This is a genomic window from Mucilaginibacter xinganensis, from assembly GCF_002257585.1.
Taxonomy (GTDB): Bacteria; Bacteroidota; Bacteroidia; order Sphingobacteriales; family Sphingobacteriaceae; genus Mucilaginibacter; species Mucilaginibacter xinganensis.
Window position 1 is genome coordinate 3,013,641 of sequence record NZ_CP022743.1, and the last position, 15,554, is coordinate 3,029,194.

At 38.2% G+C, this 15,554-nt stretch carries 9 protein-coding genes; 5 read left to right on the plus strand and 4 right to left on the minus strand.

What is annotated here, in order from left to right; all coding sequences use genetic code 11:
* Positions 1-15: 15 nt before the first annotated feature.
* The 4 genes from MuYL_RS13285 to MuYL_RS13300 form a co-directional block, all read right to left on the minus strand.
* A complete protein-coding gene (locus MuYL_RS13285) occupies positions 16-3,294 on the minus strand; it encodes a glycosyl hydrolase (RefSeq protein ID WP_245845529.1) in 3,279 nt (1,092 codons plus the stop codon).
* A 331-nt stretch (positions 3,295-3,625) separates the two neighbouring features.
* Positions 3,626-4,429: a phytanoyl-CoA dioxygenase family protein gene (locus MuYL_RS13290; RefSeq protein ID WP_094571040.1), complete on the minus strand. Its 804-nt coding sequence runs from the start codon at positions 4,427-4,429 to the stop codon at positions 3,626-3,628.
* 22 nt (positions 4,430-4,451) lie between these two features.
* Positions 4,452-5,528, minus strand: coding sequence for a GNAT family N-acetyltransferase (locus MuYL_RS13295; RefSeq protein ID WP_094571041.1), 1,077 nt, complete (start codon positions 5,526-5,528; stop codon positions 4,452-4,454).
* 53 nt (positions 5,529-5,581) lie between these two features.
* Positions 5,582-6,439, minus strand: coding sequence for a glycosyltransferase family 2 protein (locus tag MuYL_RS13300; RefSeq protein ID WP_157740840.1), 858 nt, complete (start codon positions 6,437-6,439; stop codon positions 5,582-5,584).
* Between the two features lie 568 nt (positions 6,440-7,007).
* Between MuYL_RS13300 and MuYL_RS13305 the strand changes: the two genes are divergently transcribed.
* The 5 genes from MuYL_RS13305 to MuYL_RS13325 all read left to right on the plus strand — a co-directional run bounded on the left by MuYL_RS13305 (position 7,008) and on the right by MuYL_RS13325 (position 15,521).
* Positions 7,008-8,495 (plus strand): PAS domain S-box protein, encoded by a 1,488-nt coding sequence (locus MuYL_RS13305; RefSeq protein WP_170309752.1) that lies wholly within the window; start codon positions 7,008-7,010, stop codon positions 8,493-8,495.
* 481 nt (positions 8,496-8,976) lie between these two features.
* Positions 8,977-10,020 carry a response regulator gene (locus MuYL_RS13310; RefSeq protein ID WP_094571044.1) on the plus strand — a complete coding sequence of 348 codons (1,044 nt, stop codon included), beginning with the start codon at positions 8,977-8,979 and terminating at the stop codon, positions 10,018-10,020.
* Between the two features lie 72 nt (positions 10,021-10,092).
* Entirely contained in the window at positions 10,093-11,931 is a 1,839-nt protein-coding gene (glmS, locus tag MuYL_RS13315) for a glutamine--fructose-6-phosphate transaminase (isomerizing) (protein ID WP_094571045.1), read from the plus strand.
* 568 nt (positions 11,932-12,499) lie between these two features.
* On the plus strand, positions 12,500-13,168 hold the full coding sequence (locus tag MuYL_RS13320; RefSeq protein ID WP_245845531.1) for a polysaccharide biosynthesis/export family protein: 669 nt from the start codon (positions 12,500-12,502) through the stop codon (positions 13,166-13,168).
* Between the two features lie 40 nt (positions 13,169-13,208).
* Positions 13,209-15,521 carry a GumC family protein gene (locus MuYL_RS13325; protein ID WP_094571047.1) on the plus strand — a complete coding sequence of 771 codons (2,313 nt, stop codon included), beginning with the start codon at positions 13,209-13,211 and terminating at the stop codon, positions 15,519-15,521.
* Positions 15,522-15,554 lie beyond the last annotated feature (33 nt).

Genomic DNA, 15,554 nt, shown 5'->3' on the forward strand with positions numbered 1-15,554 from the left:
CCAACAAAAGGCATCTCAATATTTAATTGTTTCTATTTGGACAGGGCCAAGTAATCCTGATGCCTCCAAACTACTTTGCGGAGTAAAGGTATTGTAGTTTGTCCACGTTTTTCTTTCAGCAACTGGCAACATGCTATCGCCGACCAAGCGGTTCACCCATGTATTAACAACTTTTATTTCGACAGTATTTATGCCATTTTTAAGGGCTTTGGTTATGTCAACTTTATAAGGTGCGGTCCAAACACCACCCATATCAACACCATTAACTTTAACTTTGGCTATCCCTTTTACCATCCCCAGGTCAAGGAAAACCACCGTGCTTTTTTTTGTACCCTGCATACTAAATGTATTATGGTACCACGCAGAACCTGAGTAATACTTTATACTATCATTGGCGTTTTTACTCCAGTCGGTTAAAGTGTTAAAAACAACAGGCTTTACCGGGCCCCGCATTTTTGAGTCATATTTTACTTTCCAGGGGGTGTTAATTGTAACCGCTTTTATCGGATCCGGATAATTTTCCCGGTGGGTATCTCCCTTTTTTCCGGGCTTTGTAAATACAATGAAAGCACTTTCCAATGGTGCGAGTGAAAGCGGCACACTTGTGGTTGAACTATTTTGCGTATAAGCCGGCAAAACGCGAACCTTGCCCGTGGCCGGGTCCCATAACTCCGGGCGTTTACCTGCTATCCTGAACTTAGGGTTGATAGCTATCGATTTATTTGTTTGATTGGACAAAAAGTACACCGAACCTTTCTGCAGTCTTCGGTGAATAAAGAGAACAGAATCTGTTTTTTCAGTTTTTATATCGGGAATCACCTTCACCAGGTTTAACGCTTCCTGTAAAGACATGCCGTCAATAACCATCCCCAGGCCCAATTTGTTCACTTTAACAGTTTTGCCGTCAATATTCCCCCATAATTCATCGGCAAGTTTTTGAACATGGTTATCGGCAGCCGGATAATTTTGTAAACTTGGTGAGCGCATCGGTTTTGGCCCCAGTACAACTGCACCCTGCTTAACCAACTCACTGATCTTTAAAAGCAGCTCCGGCCGTATAGTCTCTAATTTCGGCAAAACGAGGATGCTGTAATTTAAACCATCGGGTAACATCAATTTACCATTTTTTACCGCAAGGCGTGTCTTTATTACTTCACCGTTTATGTAATCAAAAGAATAACCCAAAGGCAGTTCAGGGTCTTGGGTACCGGTCATTTTTGGGGCATCCTCACTTATAAAATAGGCAACGTCGGCAACATATTTACCCTGCTGTAACATCATATTGCAGCGTTTTATATATTTTATAAATATATCCATATCATAAAACCAGGTGTTATGCCGGTTAAATTCATTACCAAATGGAGCATTCACCCCTGGAAATTTATCTTCATAAGGTTGTTCAATGTAAACATGCATCAACGTATTGTTAATACCTTCTGTAAAAAAACGGTCGGCCCGCTGTTTCATCATAGCCGGATAACGGGAATACGAGGCACCGCCGCAGGTAAATGACTCGGCCGACACTTTGTTTTTTCCATAAATATGCGCACATGAGGAGGCTGCCCTGTTCTCTATGTTACCCAGGCTACCCTCACTCCAAAACTCTCCGCCAACCTCGTCAGACTGCCCGCCATATTGTAAAAATTCGCCCGGGAAACCCCAGTGTCCATAATTTTCCAGCCACGTAGTCAACCCATGTTCATGGCTGATTTCCCTCAGGCCGGCTACGTATTGATAAGCGACATTATCGGCAATAAACCGCCTTAAATCCCAAAGGAACCGATCTGACTGATCTTCGCTTCCCACAACCGTTCCCTGCAGTACAGGAATGTAGGGAACAGGATCGTAACCGTAAACTTTTTTAAAGTTCTCCACTAAATGATCACTCCAGTTCTGGCCCCCTGTTTCGTAGCTATCTTCAACGGTTACCTTCCACGTTTTCCTATCCGCTGCAGGAATCCGTCGCTGAATTTCGCCTAAAAAAGCGTCAAAATGGGCCCTGATATGTTTTTTGCTCATTTTATCCGCTTCCAGGCCAGTACCTTCAGGCGGCGCCGGACTGTTTTGAACTTGAGTTGGCGTCATCCCGGTACGTTCTATCATCCAGTTTCCGGCGGGCACCTGCCATTTCAAAGTCCCGTCGGCAGCCATATATTTCGAGATATCAAGTACTTTTGCAGGATCAATAAGATAACTTTTATCATCAACCGCTGGCTGCTGTTGCCACTGATATGCCGTCCAATACGGATACGGGGTTTGCCACATTTTCGCCAATGTTTTTTCTATATAATTTTCCACTACAGGCGTGCCCGATAATTTCAGTTCATTTATTCCCGCATCAGCCGATGCATTGGTAAACACGATACGGTAACTGGCCGATTTAGTTGCTGGTATTGAAATAGCAGCAGGCCCGTGAGGGCTAAAGCCCACGTTGAGCGCGTTGTTTGACCTATCAACAGAAAAATGCTTAATGGATTGATAGGTACCGTTCAGCAGTACCTGTATATCGCCGTCAAATGACATTGCTTTGGTATCGGGAGATATCACCAGGCTGCGTACTGTATAAGCCGCCGGCGTTGAAATATCAATCGTAAAACCCTGCTTTTCCTTAAGCTTCACACCCGTTTTATAGTTGTTGTCAAACAGCTCATTAAGATTATTTATTTCGGGAGATGACTTAAGAACAGGTTTAATGCTACTGATATCTGAATTATAGCCCGCAGGTACAGGATAAGCTATTACCCTGACGTCCTGGAAATCCTTTTGAGGCTGCACTAATTTCAAATTGATCGTTTGCTGGCCGCTTACGGTTATTTTAGAAGATGTGAGGTAACGCATAGCCTGCTCCGGCTTAACCCAGGGCCCTCCGGATTGGCTCCAGCCCGGGCTGTTAAAAATCCCTATTTCAATACCCAATTTAGTAGCTGTTTTTAAAGCTGTATGCATAATATCCCACCATTCATTGGAAAATAATTTCACTTTCCCGTTAGGCACTTCTGTAAGTCCGATATTTCCAATAAATGCCCTGTTTATCCCCACTTTTTTCATAGATTCAAGGTCGCGGATTACTCCCTGTTTTGAAATATTTCCCGAAATCCAGTACCAATAAATACTTGTCTGAACCGCGTTAGGGATGCTTATAAAATCTTTTTCAAGCTTAAGCATGTTTGCGGCTGGAACTGTTGTTTTACCCGTATCCAAATAGCTATCTGCAAGGCAAACATGGGATAGCGCACCAATAAAAATAAAATTAAGGACAAAACTAACTGTTGCAGTAAGATGGATAGCTCTCATTTATGGGATTAGCTTTAAATGTATTACCTGTTAAACCATTTACCGAAAAAAAGTTATTCGACTTATATGGTAACATCAGGAAATAAATTTTTCTAAAAACTTAGGATTTATATTGCTAAGCTAACCAAGCGCAATAATATAACTATCATGAACTGTCTTTAATAAACAGGAAACTGTTGGTAAAAAATAATTGGAGGCAAAATATCTAAATCATTATGCGTTAATACATGCTGCCCCGCCTATCATTGTGTGAAGGGCAAAACAAGGAACGGGGGATAATACCAATTATAGGCATAATCATCGCTTAACACCGGCATTGATTAGATTCTAATTAGCCCTGACCGGGTTGATACATCCTTTTTTCTACCGGTTGATAATATTCGTCCAGGTTTTCCGGCGTTCTGGAATTGTACCCCAAAACTTGCCTTAAATTTTCATTCAAACCCTTACCAAATTCATAGCCTATTGCCCGCGGATAGTCGAGCTGTTGTTTAAAGAACGGACGGGTAAATGCCATAGTAAGTGCGCGTCTTGGTTTATCAGTATTGTTTTTGCCTGTGGCATGCCATACGTTAGCATCAAAAACAACAATGCTCCCTTTTTTTGCTATAGCTCGCTCGGCATTCTTAAAAAAGTATTCATCATCCGGCTTATTTTCCTGCTTATGTGAGCCGGACAGCAAAAACGTTGCACCGTTATCAAGCGTAAAATCATCTAAAATAATCATCAGTTGGATCATTACTTTATAATCTCCTGTATAACTTCTTATATCTCTGTGAATATTTTGCACATAAGGGCTGCCATCTTTGGTATTAATTACAGCACCCAGGGAGTTTAAAATATAATTCCCATTTAAAAAATGCCTGATCTGGTCTGCACAATATTTCCTTTCGAGGAATTTAAATGTAAAAAGCTCCCTTTCAACAAGATGATGCAATGTCCCCTTCATGTTTTCACCTATCCCGTTTTTAATCTGAATTTGTCGTCTTATTTCATAAGCAGCGTCCAATGAATTGTTAATTTCATCAACAAAATCAACATCCAAAGCATCCTCATAAACAATCCAGCCGTATTCGTTCATAATTTGATCGAATGTATCCAGGTCAGCTTTTGAATAAGCGAATTTATTTTTCATAATTTAAATTTTAAGGTTAATTTTAAACAACCGAGGCTTCTATGTTTGAAATATAAGGTTGCAAATCCCGCTTGGGTTGACGATATAAAGGGAAATATGCAGATTGAGGATCAATGGCAACTCCATTTCGCTGTACCAGATCATTGTAGGCTTGTTCATCGTTTATATAGCACCATATATGGTCTTTTACCTGAAGACCTGAGAAAAGTCTTTTAAATCTGTAAAGCGTGTCCTCTTTGCCACCTACCCCTCCTCCGAGATGAAAAATCTTTTTTCCCAGCCGGCGCCCCATCACACTGATTTCGTCTGTCAATAATTTACTGGGAGATTCTTTTAAGTATTCGGGCGCTGTTGCCGAAAGATGATTTCGGATAATGTTGTCTGACAATAAGACAAGCGCACCGCAAACCAATTTTCTTCCCTCGTATATCAGGATGAGCCTGTTATCAAAGCCGTCGATATTAAGCAGGTCAACAAAATACTTTTCCTCAAAATAATAATTTTTAGATGCACTTACCCGATCCATATTCTTATGATACATTTCAATAAAACCTCGGATTTCTGCCAGATCGCAACTTTCCTTTATTTCAAATCCTTGTTTACGCAACCGTCTGATTTGCCTGGAAAGCCTTTTGTCGTACCTGTTGTGCTGGTCCTGAACAGAAATGGAGAGGTCTATGTATAATGTTGTCCCGTTTTTCCTTATTCCTCCAAATCCGGTTGTTAAAGTCAGTTGATTGATAAATGGATGCAATCTCGAAAACATACAAATAGCAGATTCGTTTTGCATGAAATTGGTAAATGAGATTTTAAATTGGCTAATTGTAAGCGAAGATAAATGCGAAAGATCAATATTGGATACAGGGCCACTATAACCATAAACTGAGGTCATATCAAAATATGGAGAGTTTTCAATTTGTCTCTTAATTACCGGTAAGGCAATAAAGAATCCCTCTTCTTCATAAATAAATAAAAGAGGTTCACCTTCATTATTTAGCAAATGATAGCCCCAACTATGAAAACATTCATTCATTAATGCCTTCATCATATAGTCGTCCCATTCTTTTTTAGTATTTACAGTAAAACTGCGGTACCCCATAGCGTTGAATATTAAGGTGTATTATTATAAAAGAATTGAATTTAAAGGCGGCATTAAATCAGGTACTTTACGGTATTGTATATTTTACCTATCCGCCATCGCCTCAATTCAAACAGGATGTATCTTTGGATATAAAGCAATAAAAGTTTCCTTTTGTGGATACCGTGATAATCGAATTTTTGCGTAATCAGGTTAAAATCGCTGATGACCATTTCCATCCTTGAATCGTCCCTGATCATGCTCCAAATGCCACCGGTATGATTACGATAACAACTCATTACCTCGGGAATAACATATATTTTTCGGCCGGTCGCAAAAGTTGCAAACAGTTTTAGCATTTTATCTCCTGCATAACAGTTAAAATACCAGGGTTTATTATATAACTCATATACCTCCGGCAGATTATGATATAACACTGTGGCGGTTTTTGTCTCTTCCTGTTTGCCGCAAAGCAAATCGTAATAAGAATACACCAAGGGCTTAGGGCTGGGATGAACATAAAGGGTATTGTCGTTCATATCAATTACCCGGGTATAATGACAGCAGATGATGTATTCGGGGTTGTTATTTAAAAAATCAACCTGCTTTTGTAACTTAAATGGATCGGTCCAAAAATCGTCGCCTTCACAAAGCGCAATATATTTGCCTTTGCAAGCTTTAAGGGTGTTCACCATGTTTAAGTGACAGCCAACATTTTTTTCGGCAGGAAGAACCGTTATAAATCCAGGATACTTCTCCTGGAGCATGGTTAATACTCCGCATGTGCCGTCTGTAGAACAATCATTGCCAATTACTATTTCAAATTTAAAATCTGTTTTTTGCATCATAAAGCTGTCAACAGCCTGGGCTATAAACTGCTCATGATTATAAGTGATACAACATATACTAACTATCAAGTCTTTCTTAATCATAAAATCGGATATTTTATTACTTTCAGTAAAAGTGTTAACATCACTTATTGCCACAGGCATACTCATGAAATTTCTGCTTTATCGCGATACAACTTTCTGATATCACAAATCTATCTCATTGAACATCAAATACTTCTAGCAAATCAGATTTGGAATTAAATTGTAAATAGTCACATTTTTTTTTACACAATTTGTAAATAGCATCCGTTGCAGTTTACATATTATGTAAAAAATCCAGCTAAAAAAACGGTAATATTAGCGGCAGAAAAATGGGAAAGGGCATAATTAAACCAAGGCTGTAGCAACTTTTGCAAAACAATTATTTTTATTCTATAAAGTTGTGTAAATTCAACTCGTAACCAATTGTAATACCCCATTACAAAACATTAAAAACTAAACAATGTATTCGCCATTTTAAAAAAGGATTAGCGAAAGCATTTAAAAATAGACGATGTCATTTTTTTGTTTGATGCCGGTCATCAAGTTTAAGTTATGATGTTTTTGAAATTATGGCTCAGTTTCCTTGTACTCAAAGTGACATTGCTTGTTTAACTAAATGAAGCTAAGAATGAATGAACTTAAAACTAAAATTAACGAACTGAGTTTTGAAGCTATTGAAGATACCGGGGCTATGCTTGCTTATTGGGACAGAAACCTAATCTGCAGATTTGCTAATAAAGCATATATTGATTGGTTTGGGAAAAAGCCCGAAGAAATAGTTGATAAATTAAGAATGCCCGAATTATTGGGTGAACTTTTTCAAAAAAACCTACCCTATATACAAGGTGTGCTTGCCGGAAAAACGCAAACTTTTGAACGTGCAATTAGAGTGCCCTCAGGCCAGGTAAGAAATTCGATAGCTACATACAGCCCTGATTTTGAAAACGGCAAAGTAAAAGGTTTTTTTGTGCATGTAGCTGATATAACTAAACTTAAAAGTTTAAATCGCAGCGAGTTAAACGGCTCAAAACATAATGGAAATAATTTACTGCCTGTTCAAAAAAATATAGAAAATGTTGCTGAAACGCTCAAATCACAGGTGTTTGATAATTTCCCGGGAATAGTAAATCTTTCCAAACAGCATTTCATTTCAGAATCTACACTTAAAAGAGAATTTGCCGCCAAATACAACACCAGCTTGTTCTCTTATTACAGAGACCTTCAAATGGAGTTGGCGGAAAAATATTTATCCGAAAAAAAGTATAGCAGAAAACAAATCGCTGCCATGTTTAATTTTTCAAATCCTTCAAATTTCTCGGCGTGTTATAAAAGATTCATTGAAAATAAAGCGCAAAATAATCTTAACAGGGAAATACAGAAAAGTATTGATGAAAGTTATAAGATATTTATTTCGCAAGCCCCTTTCGCTATCGCTATGCTCGATAAAGAGTTGAGGTACATAGCGGTATCAAACAAATGGATTACAGACTACCATCTGAGCGAAGAGTACCTTATTGGTGGTTGTCACGAACAGATTTTCGCTAAGTTGAATTTAAACTTAAAAAAAGTCTATACATCTTCGTTAAATGGCGCGATTAATAATGGTGACGAGGAGCTGATAAAAAAGGCCGATGGCACTGTCGCCTGGATGAAATGGGACATACGCCCCTGGTACAATTATAAAAATGAAATAGGTGGCCTACTTATTTTTACGGAAGATATTAGTGCTATAAAGCAAAAAGAACTCGAAAATCAAAAAATTTCTGAGATACTAAATAAGACGAAAGAAATCGCACGCATTGGGGCCTGGAGCAGAGATTATGTTAACAAAACAGTTACCTGGAGTAGAATAACTAAGGAAATACTGGAAGTATCTGAAGAGTTTGAGCCGTTCTTCAATTTTTTTTTCAATTTTCATAGCGAAGGCCCTAAGCATAATTTTGTCCAAAAAACATTTAACAGGGCCTTAAAAAAAGGCATTCCCTTTGACATTGAAGCGGAGTTAATTACAGCTAAGGGGAACTTAAAAAGAGTACGTGTAATCGGATATCCCGAATTGTCTAATGGCGTTTGCACAAAAATTTCAGGAATATTTTTGGAGGTACCTAAAAAATAGTTATCCTGGTAAATTAGACCCAAAAAAAATCTTTTTTGGTTTAAAAGTGCTTTAAAGCATCTAAAAATCAATTTTCTCAAAATTATTAACTGTATAGAAACCAAAATTGCCTGATCTTAAAAAGGCATAAATTGGTCTTTTACAGGTATTTATTAATATTGTATTACACTAAGTTTGTTTACGATTTACTGAATAGCGTAGAATTGCACATTTAAAATTCGTTTATTTCAATAAATCTTTGGCATGCAACTTAAGAGCCTGTTTAAATTTCTTCAAAAAAATGTATTGCATTTTAAATTGAAGTTTTAGAATCTTTTGTAGCAAATACCCCAAAAATGTCAAATGTTTTAAAAATCAGAAAGAAGTAATTTTCATTATAAAAATTTCGGCTAAAATTTAAACGAGCCCTATATTAATTGTTTTTGCTGTTTCACCCTAAAAGCTAATTGACATTAGTATTAAACCTAAAACATTACCGATTATGAATAAAAGAATACTCCTTATTGATGATGACAACAACATCAGGGCGCTAACATCTAAAATACTTGAGCAAAGCGGATATGACGTTATGCAATCTGAAAATGGCATGGCCGGGGTTAGCGTTGCAATACAAAACAAACCAGACTTGATATTGTGTGACGTAAAAATGCCTGATCTGGATGGATTTGCAGTGTTGAATATGCTAAAAGAGAACCAGGAGACGGCTTATATTCCCTTCATTTTTATCACTGCTAATACTGAAAGACTAGATTACAGAAAAGGTATGGAATTGGGCGCTGATGATTATATACATAAACCATTTACACAAACTGAATTAGTAAATGCTTTAAAAGCCAGGTTAAGTAAAAATGAAAATCAAAAAACCTACCTGCATAATACATTAAAAAATCCAACTGGTAATATGAACGACGGCAGGGATCAATTAAAATTATTAATAGAAGGAAGAAAAATAAGAAAGATTGAAAAAAAACAGATCCTTTATTATGAGGGCGACCAGCCGATGGGAATATATTTGATTATTGAAGGCAGCGTTAAAACTATAAAACAATCGGACGATGGACGAACATTTATGACTGGTTTATATAAGACTCATGATTACCTGGGCGTAAATGCAATATTGCTGGATGATTGTTTCAACGAAACGGCAATTGCCATTGAAGACACAACTGTGTGCATGGTTCCCAAAAATTTAATTTCCAATTTACTTGTTCGCTATCCGGATATAAGTCAGCAGTTTTTAAAAATGCTTTCTAATAATCTGCGTGAAAAAGAAGATCAAATGCTTGAATTGGCCTATCATTCGGTAAGAAAGCGCCTGGCGAAAGTAATATTACGATTGAGCAGGTATTCAGATGATCCGCTGGTTTTAAAAATATCCAGAGAAGAGATAGCAAATATGGCCGGTATGGCCATCGAAACAGTGAGCCGTACCTTAAGCGATTTTAAAGACGAAGGATTAATTAATAAAAAACCAGGCCAGATCGAAATATTTGAATTCAATAAACTGGTGACCATGAAAAATTAATTTAACAGAGTTACAAAAGCACTCGTATTTTCAACCAACATCAATGTTTAACTTTCACTAAATCCCTAAATTATGTGTGGAATTGTAGGTTATATCGGCTATCGCGATGCCTGGCCGGTTGTTATTAAAGGCTTAAAAAGGTTGGAATACCGCGGCTATGATAGTGCCGGGATAGCCATTATAAATGATGATGGCTTTAATGTTTATAAAAAGGCCGGAAAGGTATCATTTCTTGAAGATTTCGCTACAGATAAAAACACCACCGGAAAAATTGCAATTGGCCATACAAGATGGGCAACACATGGAGCGCCATCTGATAAAAATTCCCATCCCCATAGCTCAAACGATAATCGCCTGCACATTATACACAACGGCATAATTGAAAATTACTGCGTGCTGAAGGAAGAACTGATTAGCCGGGGTCATAACTTTAAAAGTGAAACAGATACCGAGGTCTTGATCCATCTTATAGAAGAAATACAAAATATAGAAAAGATTGATTTACTTGAAGCTGTACGCCAGGCTTTAAAATCGGTGATTGGCGCTTATGCAATTGTAATTTTAGACAGGGAAAATCCCGACCAGTTGATTGCAGCCAGAAAAGGCAGCCCCATGGTAATTGGCGTAGGTGAATCGGAGTATTTCATCGCATCAGACATAACACCTATTGTTGAGTATATAAGAAATGTTATATACTTAAAGGACAATGAAATTGCATTGATGACACGTGATGAGTTCCTGATAAAACGCCTGGATAATGTTATTCAGACCCCAATGATACAGGAACTGGAATTAAAGTTGGAAAACCTTGAGAAAGGAGACTTTGACCATTTCATGTTAAAAGAAATATTTGAACAACCCCGCTCGATAAGAGATTGCATGCGTGGCCGGATTAACCCTGAGGCCGGGAAAGTAGCTTTGGGAGGGATTAAAGAATACGCCGAAAAGCTAAAGAACATTGAACGCATTATTATTATCGGCTGCGGTACATCATGGCATGCCGGGTTAACCGGTGAATATTTAATTGAAGAGTATGCACGGGTGCCGGTTGAAGTTGAATACGCTTCCGAATTCAGGTACCGTAACCCCATTATTAGCGAAAAGGATGTTGTCATAGCTATCTCGCAATCCGGAGAAACCGCTGATACCATGGCGGCAATTGAAATAGCAAAAGAAAAAGGTGCAACCATTTTTGGAGTTTGTAATGTAGTAGGCTCGTCTATTCCAAGAATAACAGATGCGGGTGTTTACACGCATGCCGGTCCGGAGATTGGTGTTGCATCTACCAAAGCCTTCACGGCTCAGGTAACGGTTTTAACACTCATTGCATTTTACATAGCACAACAAAAGGGCACGCTTGCCACATCAAGGTTAATAGGCCTTTTAACCGAACTGGATAACATACCCGAAAAAATACAGGCGGTTTTGGCCAATAATGATTTGATAAGGGATATCGCACTTAGTATAAAGGATGCAAGTAATTGTTTATTTTTAGGAAGGGGGAACGGATTTCCGGTAGCACTGGAAGGTGCCCTAAAATTAAAGGAGATTTCGTACGTGCACGCAGAGGGCTACCCCGCTGCCGAAATGAAACATGGCCCCATCGCTTTGATTGACAAAGAAATGCCGGTTATATTTATTGCAACCAAAAACTCTTCCTACGAAAAGGTGATCAGTAATATCCAGGAGGTTTTAGCGCGCAAGGGAATCGTAATTGCCATTGTAACTAAAGGAGATACCCAGGTAAAAAAAATGGTAGATTATTGCATTGAAATACCTGATGCCGACGAAGCCTTCTTGCCATTGCTGGCTACAATTCCACTACAATTGCTCGCTTACCATATTGCTGTACTGCGCGGTTGTAATGTCGATCAGCCACGCAACTTAGCAAAATCTGTAACCGTTGAATAACCTTACCGCCATTATATTTATATAATTCGGAATTAGAATAAAAAGTCAATTGAAGAAATGTTCAATTGACTTTTTATTTAGCTTCGATTTGGATTAACTCTAAATTTTTCTTTCACCTGTTTCCGGGGCTCGTGCAGCCCTGATTGCCCTGGAGGTTCGGTCGTTACAATAAAATTAGAACACGTTTTTATGATACCGATTATTTAAGCCGTCTGGCTTAAATAAATCTCTTATAAGCACCTCAAAACACACCCTGATCTAAAGAATTTTTTGGTAAAAAAGCAGTCAATTTCATTGCTTTTTTACATAATATGTAAAGCTGCTATGTAGCTATTTTACAGTTTGTGTGAATATTCAAGCACCGTTTTACAATTTAATTTCAATCGGGAAAAACAATAAACTACTGATCATCAATGCTATATATTTGACTATATAAACGATCAGACACAAATAAACAGGCTATATTTTTAATCTCATGAATATAAAATCAATTTATCCCTGCTGCATTTTAGCATTACTCATTGTAAGCTCCTGCGCACCTAAAAGAGACTTGGTTTATTTTAGTAATATGGCAAGTTCAGTTACTGAAAATAACACCCAGGCGCAGGAAACACGTATTCATAAAAATGATGTAGTGAACATCACCATGACCAGTTCGAACCCTGAGTCAAATTTACTTTTCATCAGCAACAAAAATGCCGCATCAGGTACATCACTTTACAAAGATGGTTACCGCGTAAATAAAAGCGGATATGTTAATTTGCCATTGATTGGCGATTTTAAAATTGAAGGATTAGGCGTTGACGAAGCACAAACCAAAATTGCCGCTGAACTGGATAAATATGTCAAGAATCCGGTGGTTGATATCCAGATCGTAAATTTTAAAATCACCGTAATTGGCGAGGTAAATAAACCATCGACTTTTATAATTACCGACGAGAAGGTAAACCTGCTGGAGGCCCTGGGTATGGCGGGAGATATGACGGTATATGGTAGGCGGGAAAATGTACTGGTTATAAGAAATGAAGGCAATCATAAAACCATGAAACGTTTGAATTTGAATAAGCAGGAGGCCATGAATTCGCCTTATTTCTATCTCACGCAAAACGATATTGTTTATGTTGAACCCGACCGTTCCAAAGCAGTTGAGTACAGTCAAAACACCAGATTAATGCCACTTGTCATAGCATCCATATCGGCCGTTGCTGTTTTGGCGGCAGTGCTTTTAAAAAGATAATACTGTTAAATTAAATAATTAACGAAATAAGCAAGAAGTGATGACTGCAAATTCAGTTTATAACCCGGGCGTAACGGCTAACAATTTTAGGGACAAAATGATGCCCTACCTAAATCGTTGGTATTTATTTTTAATAAGCCTGGTAATAAGCTTTATTGCAGTAAGTATATATCTTGACTTTACAACACCGCAGTATAAAGTTACTGGTACCATACAAATACCTGATGATAAAAAAGGCGACGGAATTTTGAAATCAACTGCTTTCAGCGATCTGAACATGTTTCATGAAGAAAAAACATCTGACAATGAAATAGAGATTTTACGCTCAAGAGATCTTATTTACAGCGTAATTAAAAAGCTGCACCTTGAAACAGCCTATTTTTACGAATCGGATTTTTTAAAAACCAATGAACTGTATAAAGACGAACTGCCGCTGGTAGTTTCGGTGAACAGGCTCTCAAAGTTGGCTTACCTGCAACCATTGCAATTACAAATTCTATCCGGTGATACTTTTGTTTTATCGGATGACCTTCATAGGTGGATTTATAATTACGGGCAGGAAATTAAACACAATGATTATAATTTTACCGTGAATAAAGGACCGGCGTTTCGCTCCGGACCGAAATTGATCGGCATCAAATTTAAGAACCTGGAACAACTGGCTTCAGCGTACAGTCTGGGCGGGTTAAAGGTTGATCCGGTAATTAAAGAGTCGAACACAATTAATGTGAGCCTTAATGATGCGGTACCTCAAAGAGGGATTGATATTCTTGCAAACCTTATAACTACCTATAATGCACAGAGCATAGCAAAGAAAAATGCGATGGCAATTAATACCATTTTGTTTATTGACAAGCGTCTGCAGGATATGGGAAGGGAGCTTTCACTTACAGAAGGAGATATCGAATCATTCAAACAGCAAAACGGTGCAGTTGACGCAGCTTCAGGCACACAGATAAACCTGCAAAAATCTGCTGAATATAACCAGCTGCTCGAAAATGCTGATGTGCAATTGGGCATTGTAAATTCTATCGAGTCCTATTTAGGCAACCCCAACAACAAGTTTAATGTGGTTCCGAGTACAATGGGATTAAAAGACCCGGTATTAAATACCTTAATAACCCGTTTTAACGATCTTCAGATTGAAAGGAACAGAATGCTGAACAGCGCAAACATTAATAACCCGCTCGTTCAAAACCTCAGTGACCAAATCTCAAGCCTTCAGCGAAACATTAGGGAGAACCTTGCTAATATTAAGACAGGTTTTATTATTGAGCGGAATCATCTTAGGCAAAATTCTGCGCAATATGATTCAAAAGTTCGGGCAGTGCCATCACTTGAAAAGGGTCTGTTACAGCGTGGGCGCGAACAGGGCGTGAAAACAAATTTATTTCAATACCTGCTTCAAAAGCGGGAAGAAACAGCATTGTCTTTATCCGCAACAATCCCTACTTCACAGCTAATTGATAAACCAGCATATAGCCCAGTCCCTGATTTTCCTAAAAAGCCATTAATGTATCTGCTTGCATTTATTATAGGTTTTTCTATACCCATATTGATTATTTACCTTAAACAGCTATTTAGCAGCACTGTAAAAAACGCCGCCAGTTTAATGGAGATAAAAGGTATAAGGGTTCTGGGAGAACTTAGTCATAACGATTTCAAAAGCCCGATAGTTGTCCAAAGCGGCAGGCAATCTGTAATCGGGGAATTGTTCCGCTACATCAGGTCGAACGTTGGTATATTAAACCCTAATATGTCACCTAAGACGATGTTAATAACCTCATGCATAAAGGGGGAAGGAAAAACCTTTTTTAGCTTGAATATGGGGCTGACCCTGGCTCAGCTAAATAAAAAAGTATTGCTTCTTGAGTTTGACTTAAGGAAGCCCGATCTTCTAAATAAATTAGGAATGACTCAAAAAATTGGTATTTCTGATTACCTGCAGGACAATACAATTGATTTGATGGATCTGGTAAAACCTTACGGCAAAGCAACAAATCTTTATGTGCTGGGTTGCGGATCAATATCACAGAACCCGGCAGAGTTATTACTAAGCCCGCGGGTTGATTTGATGTTTGAATTGCTGAATGCCAATTTCGACTATTTGATAATAGACACTTCGCCGGTTGGTCAGGTTGCTGACGCTTTTAGCCTGGCAAGATTTGCCGATTTAAGTATCTACGTGGTACGTTACAACTATAGTAACACACAGCAATTGAGTATCCTTCAAGATATTTACGATAACGAAAAATTAAAAAACCTGATGGTGGTGTTTAACGACGCCAAAAAAGAGAACCGCCATGCTTATGCTTATGGCGGATACGGATACGCTACAGGATATGGTAGCTAAATAATATTGTAATAAACAGCTGGCTTATGTTAG

Coding starts and splice junctions, on each gene's coding strand:
- MuYL_RS13310 (WP_094571044.1), top strand. CDS start 8,977: ATGAATAAAAGAATACTCCTTATTGATGATGACAACAACATCAGGGCG.
- MuYL_RS13285 (WP_245845529.1), bottom strand. CDS start 3,294: ATGAGAGCTATCCATCTTACTGCAACAGTTAGTTTTGTCCTTAATTTT.
- MuYL_RS13290 (WP_094571040.1), bottom strand. CDS start 4,429: ATGAAAAATAAATTCGCTTATTCAAAAGCTGACCTGGATACATTCGAT.
- MuYL_RS13325 (WP_094571047.1), top strand. CDS start 13,209: ATGACTGCAAATTCAGTTTATAACCCGGGCGTAACGGCTAACAATTTT.
- MuYL_RS13295 (WP_094571041.1), bottom strand. CDS start 5,528: ATGGGGTACCGCAGTTTTACTGTAAATACTAAAAAAGAATGGGACGAC.
- MuYL_RS13320 (WP_245845531.1), top strand. CDS start 12,500: ATGGCAAGTTCAGTTACTGAAAATAACACCCAGGCGCAGGAAACACGT.
- MuYL_RS13300 (WP_157740840.1), bottom strand. CDS start 6,439: ATGATTAAGAAAGACTTGATAGTTAGTATATGTTGTATCACTTATAAT.
- glmS (WP_094571045.1), top strand. CDS start 10,093: ATGTGTGGAATTGTAGGTTATATCGGCTATCGCGATGCCTGGCCGGTT.
- MuYL_RS13305 (WP_170309752.1), top strand. CDS start 7,008: ATGAATGAACTTAAAACTAAAATTAACGAACTGAGTTTTGAAGCTATT.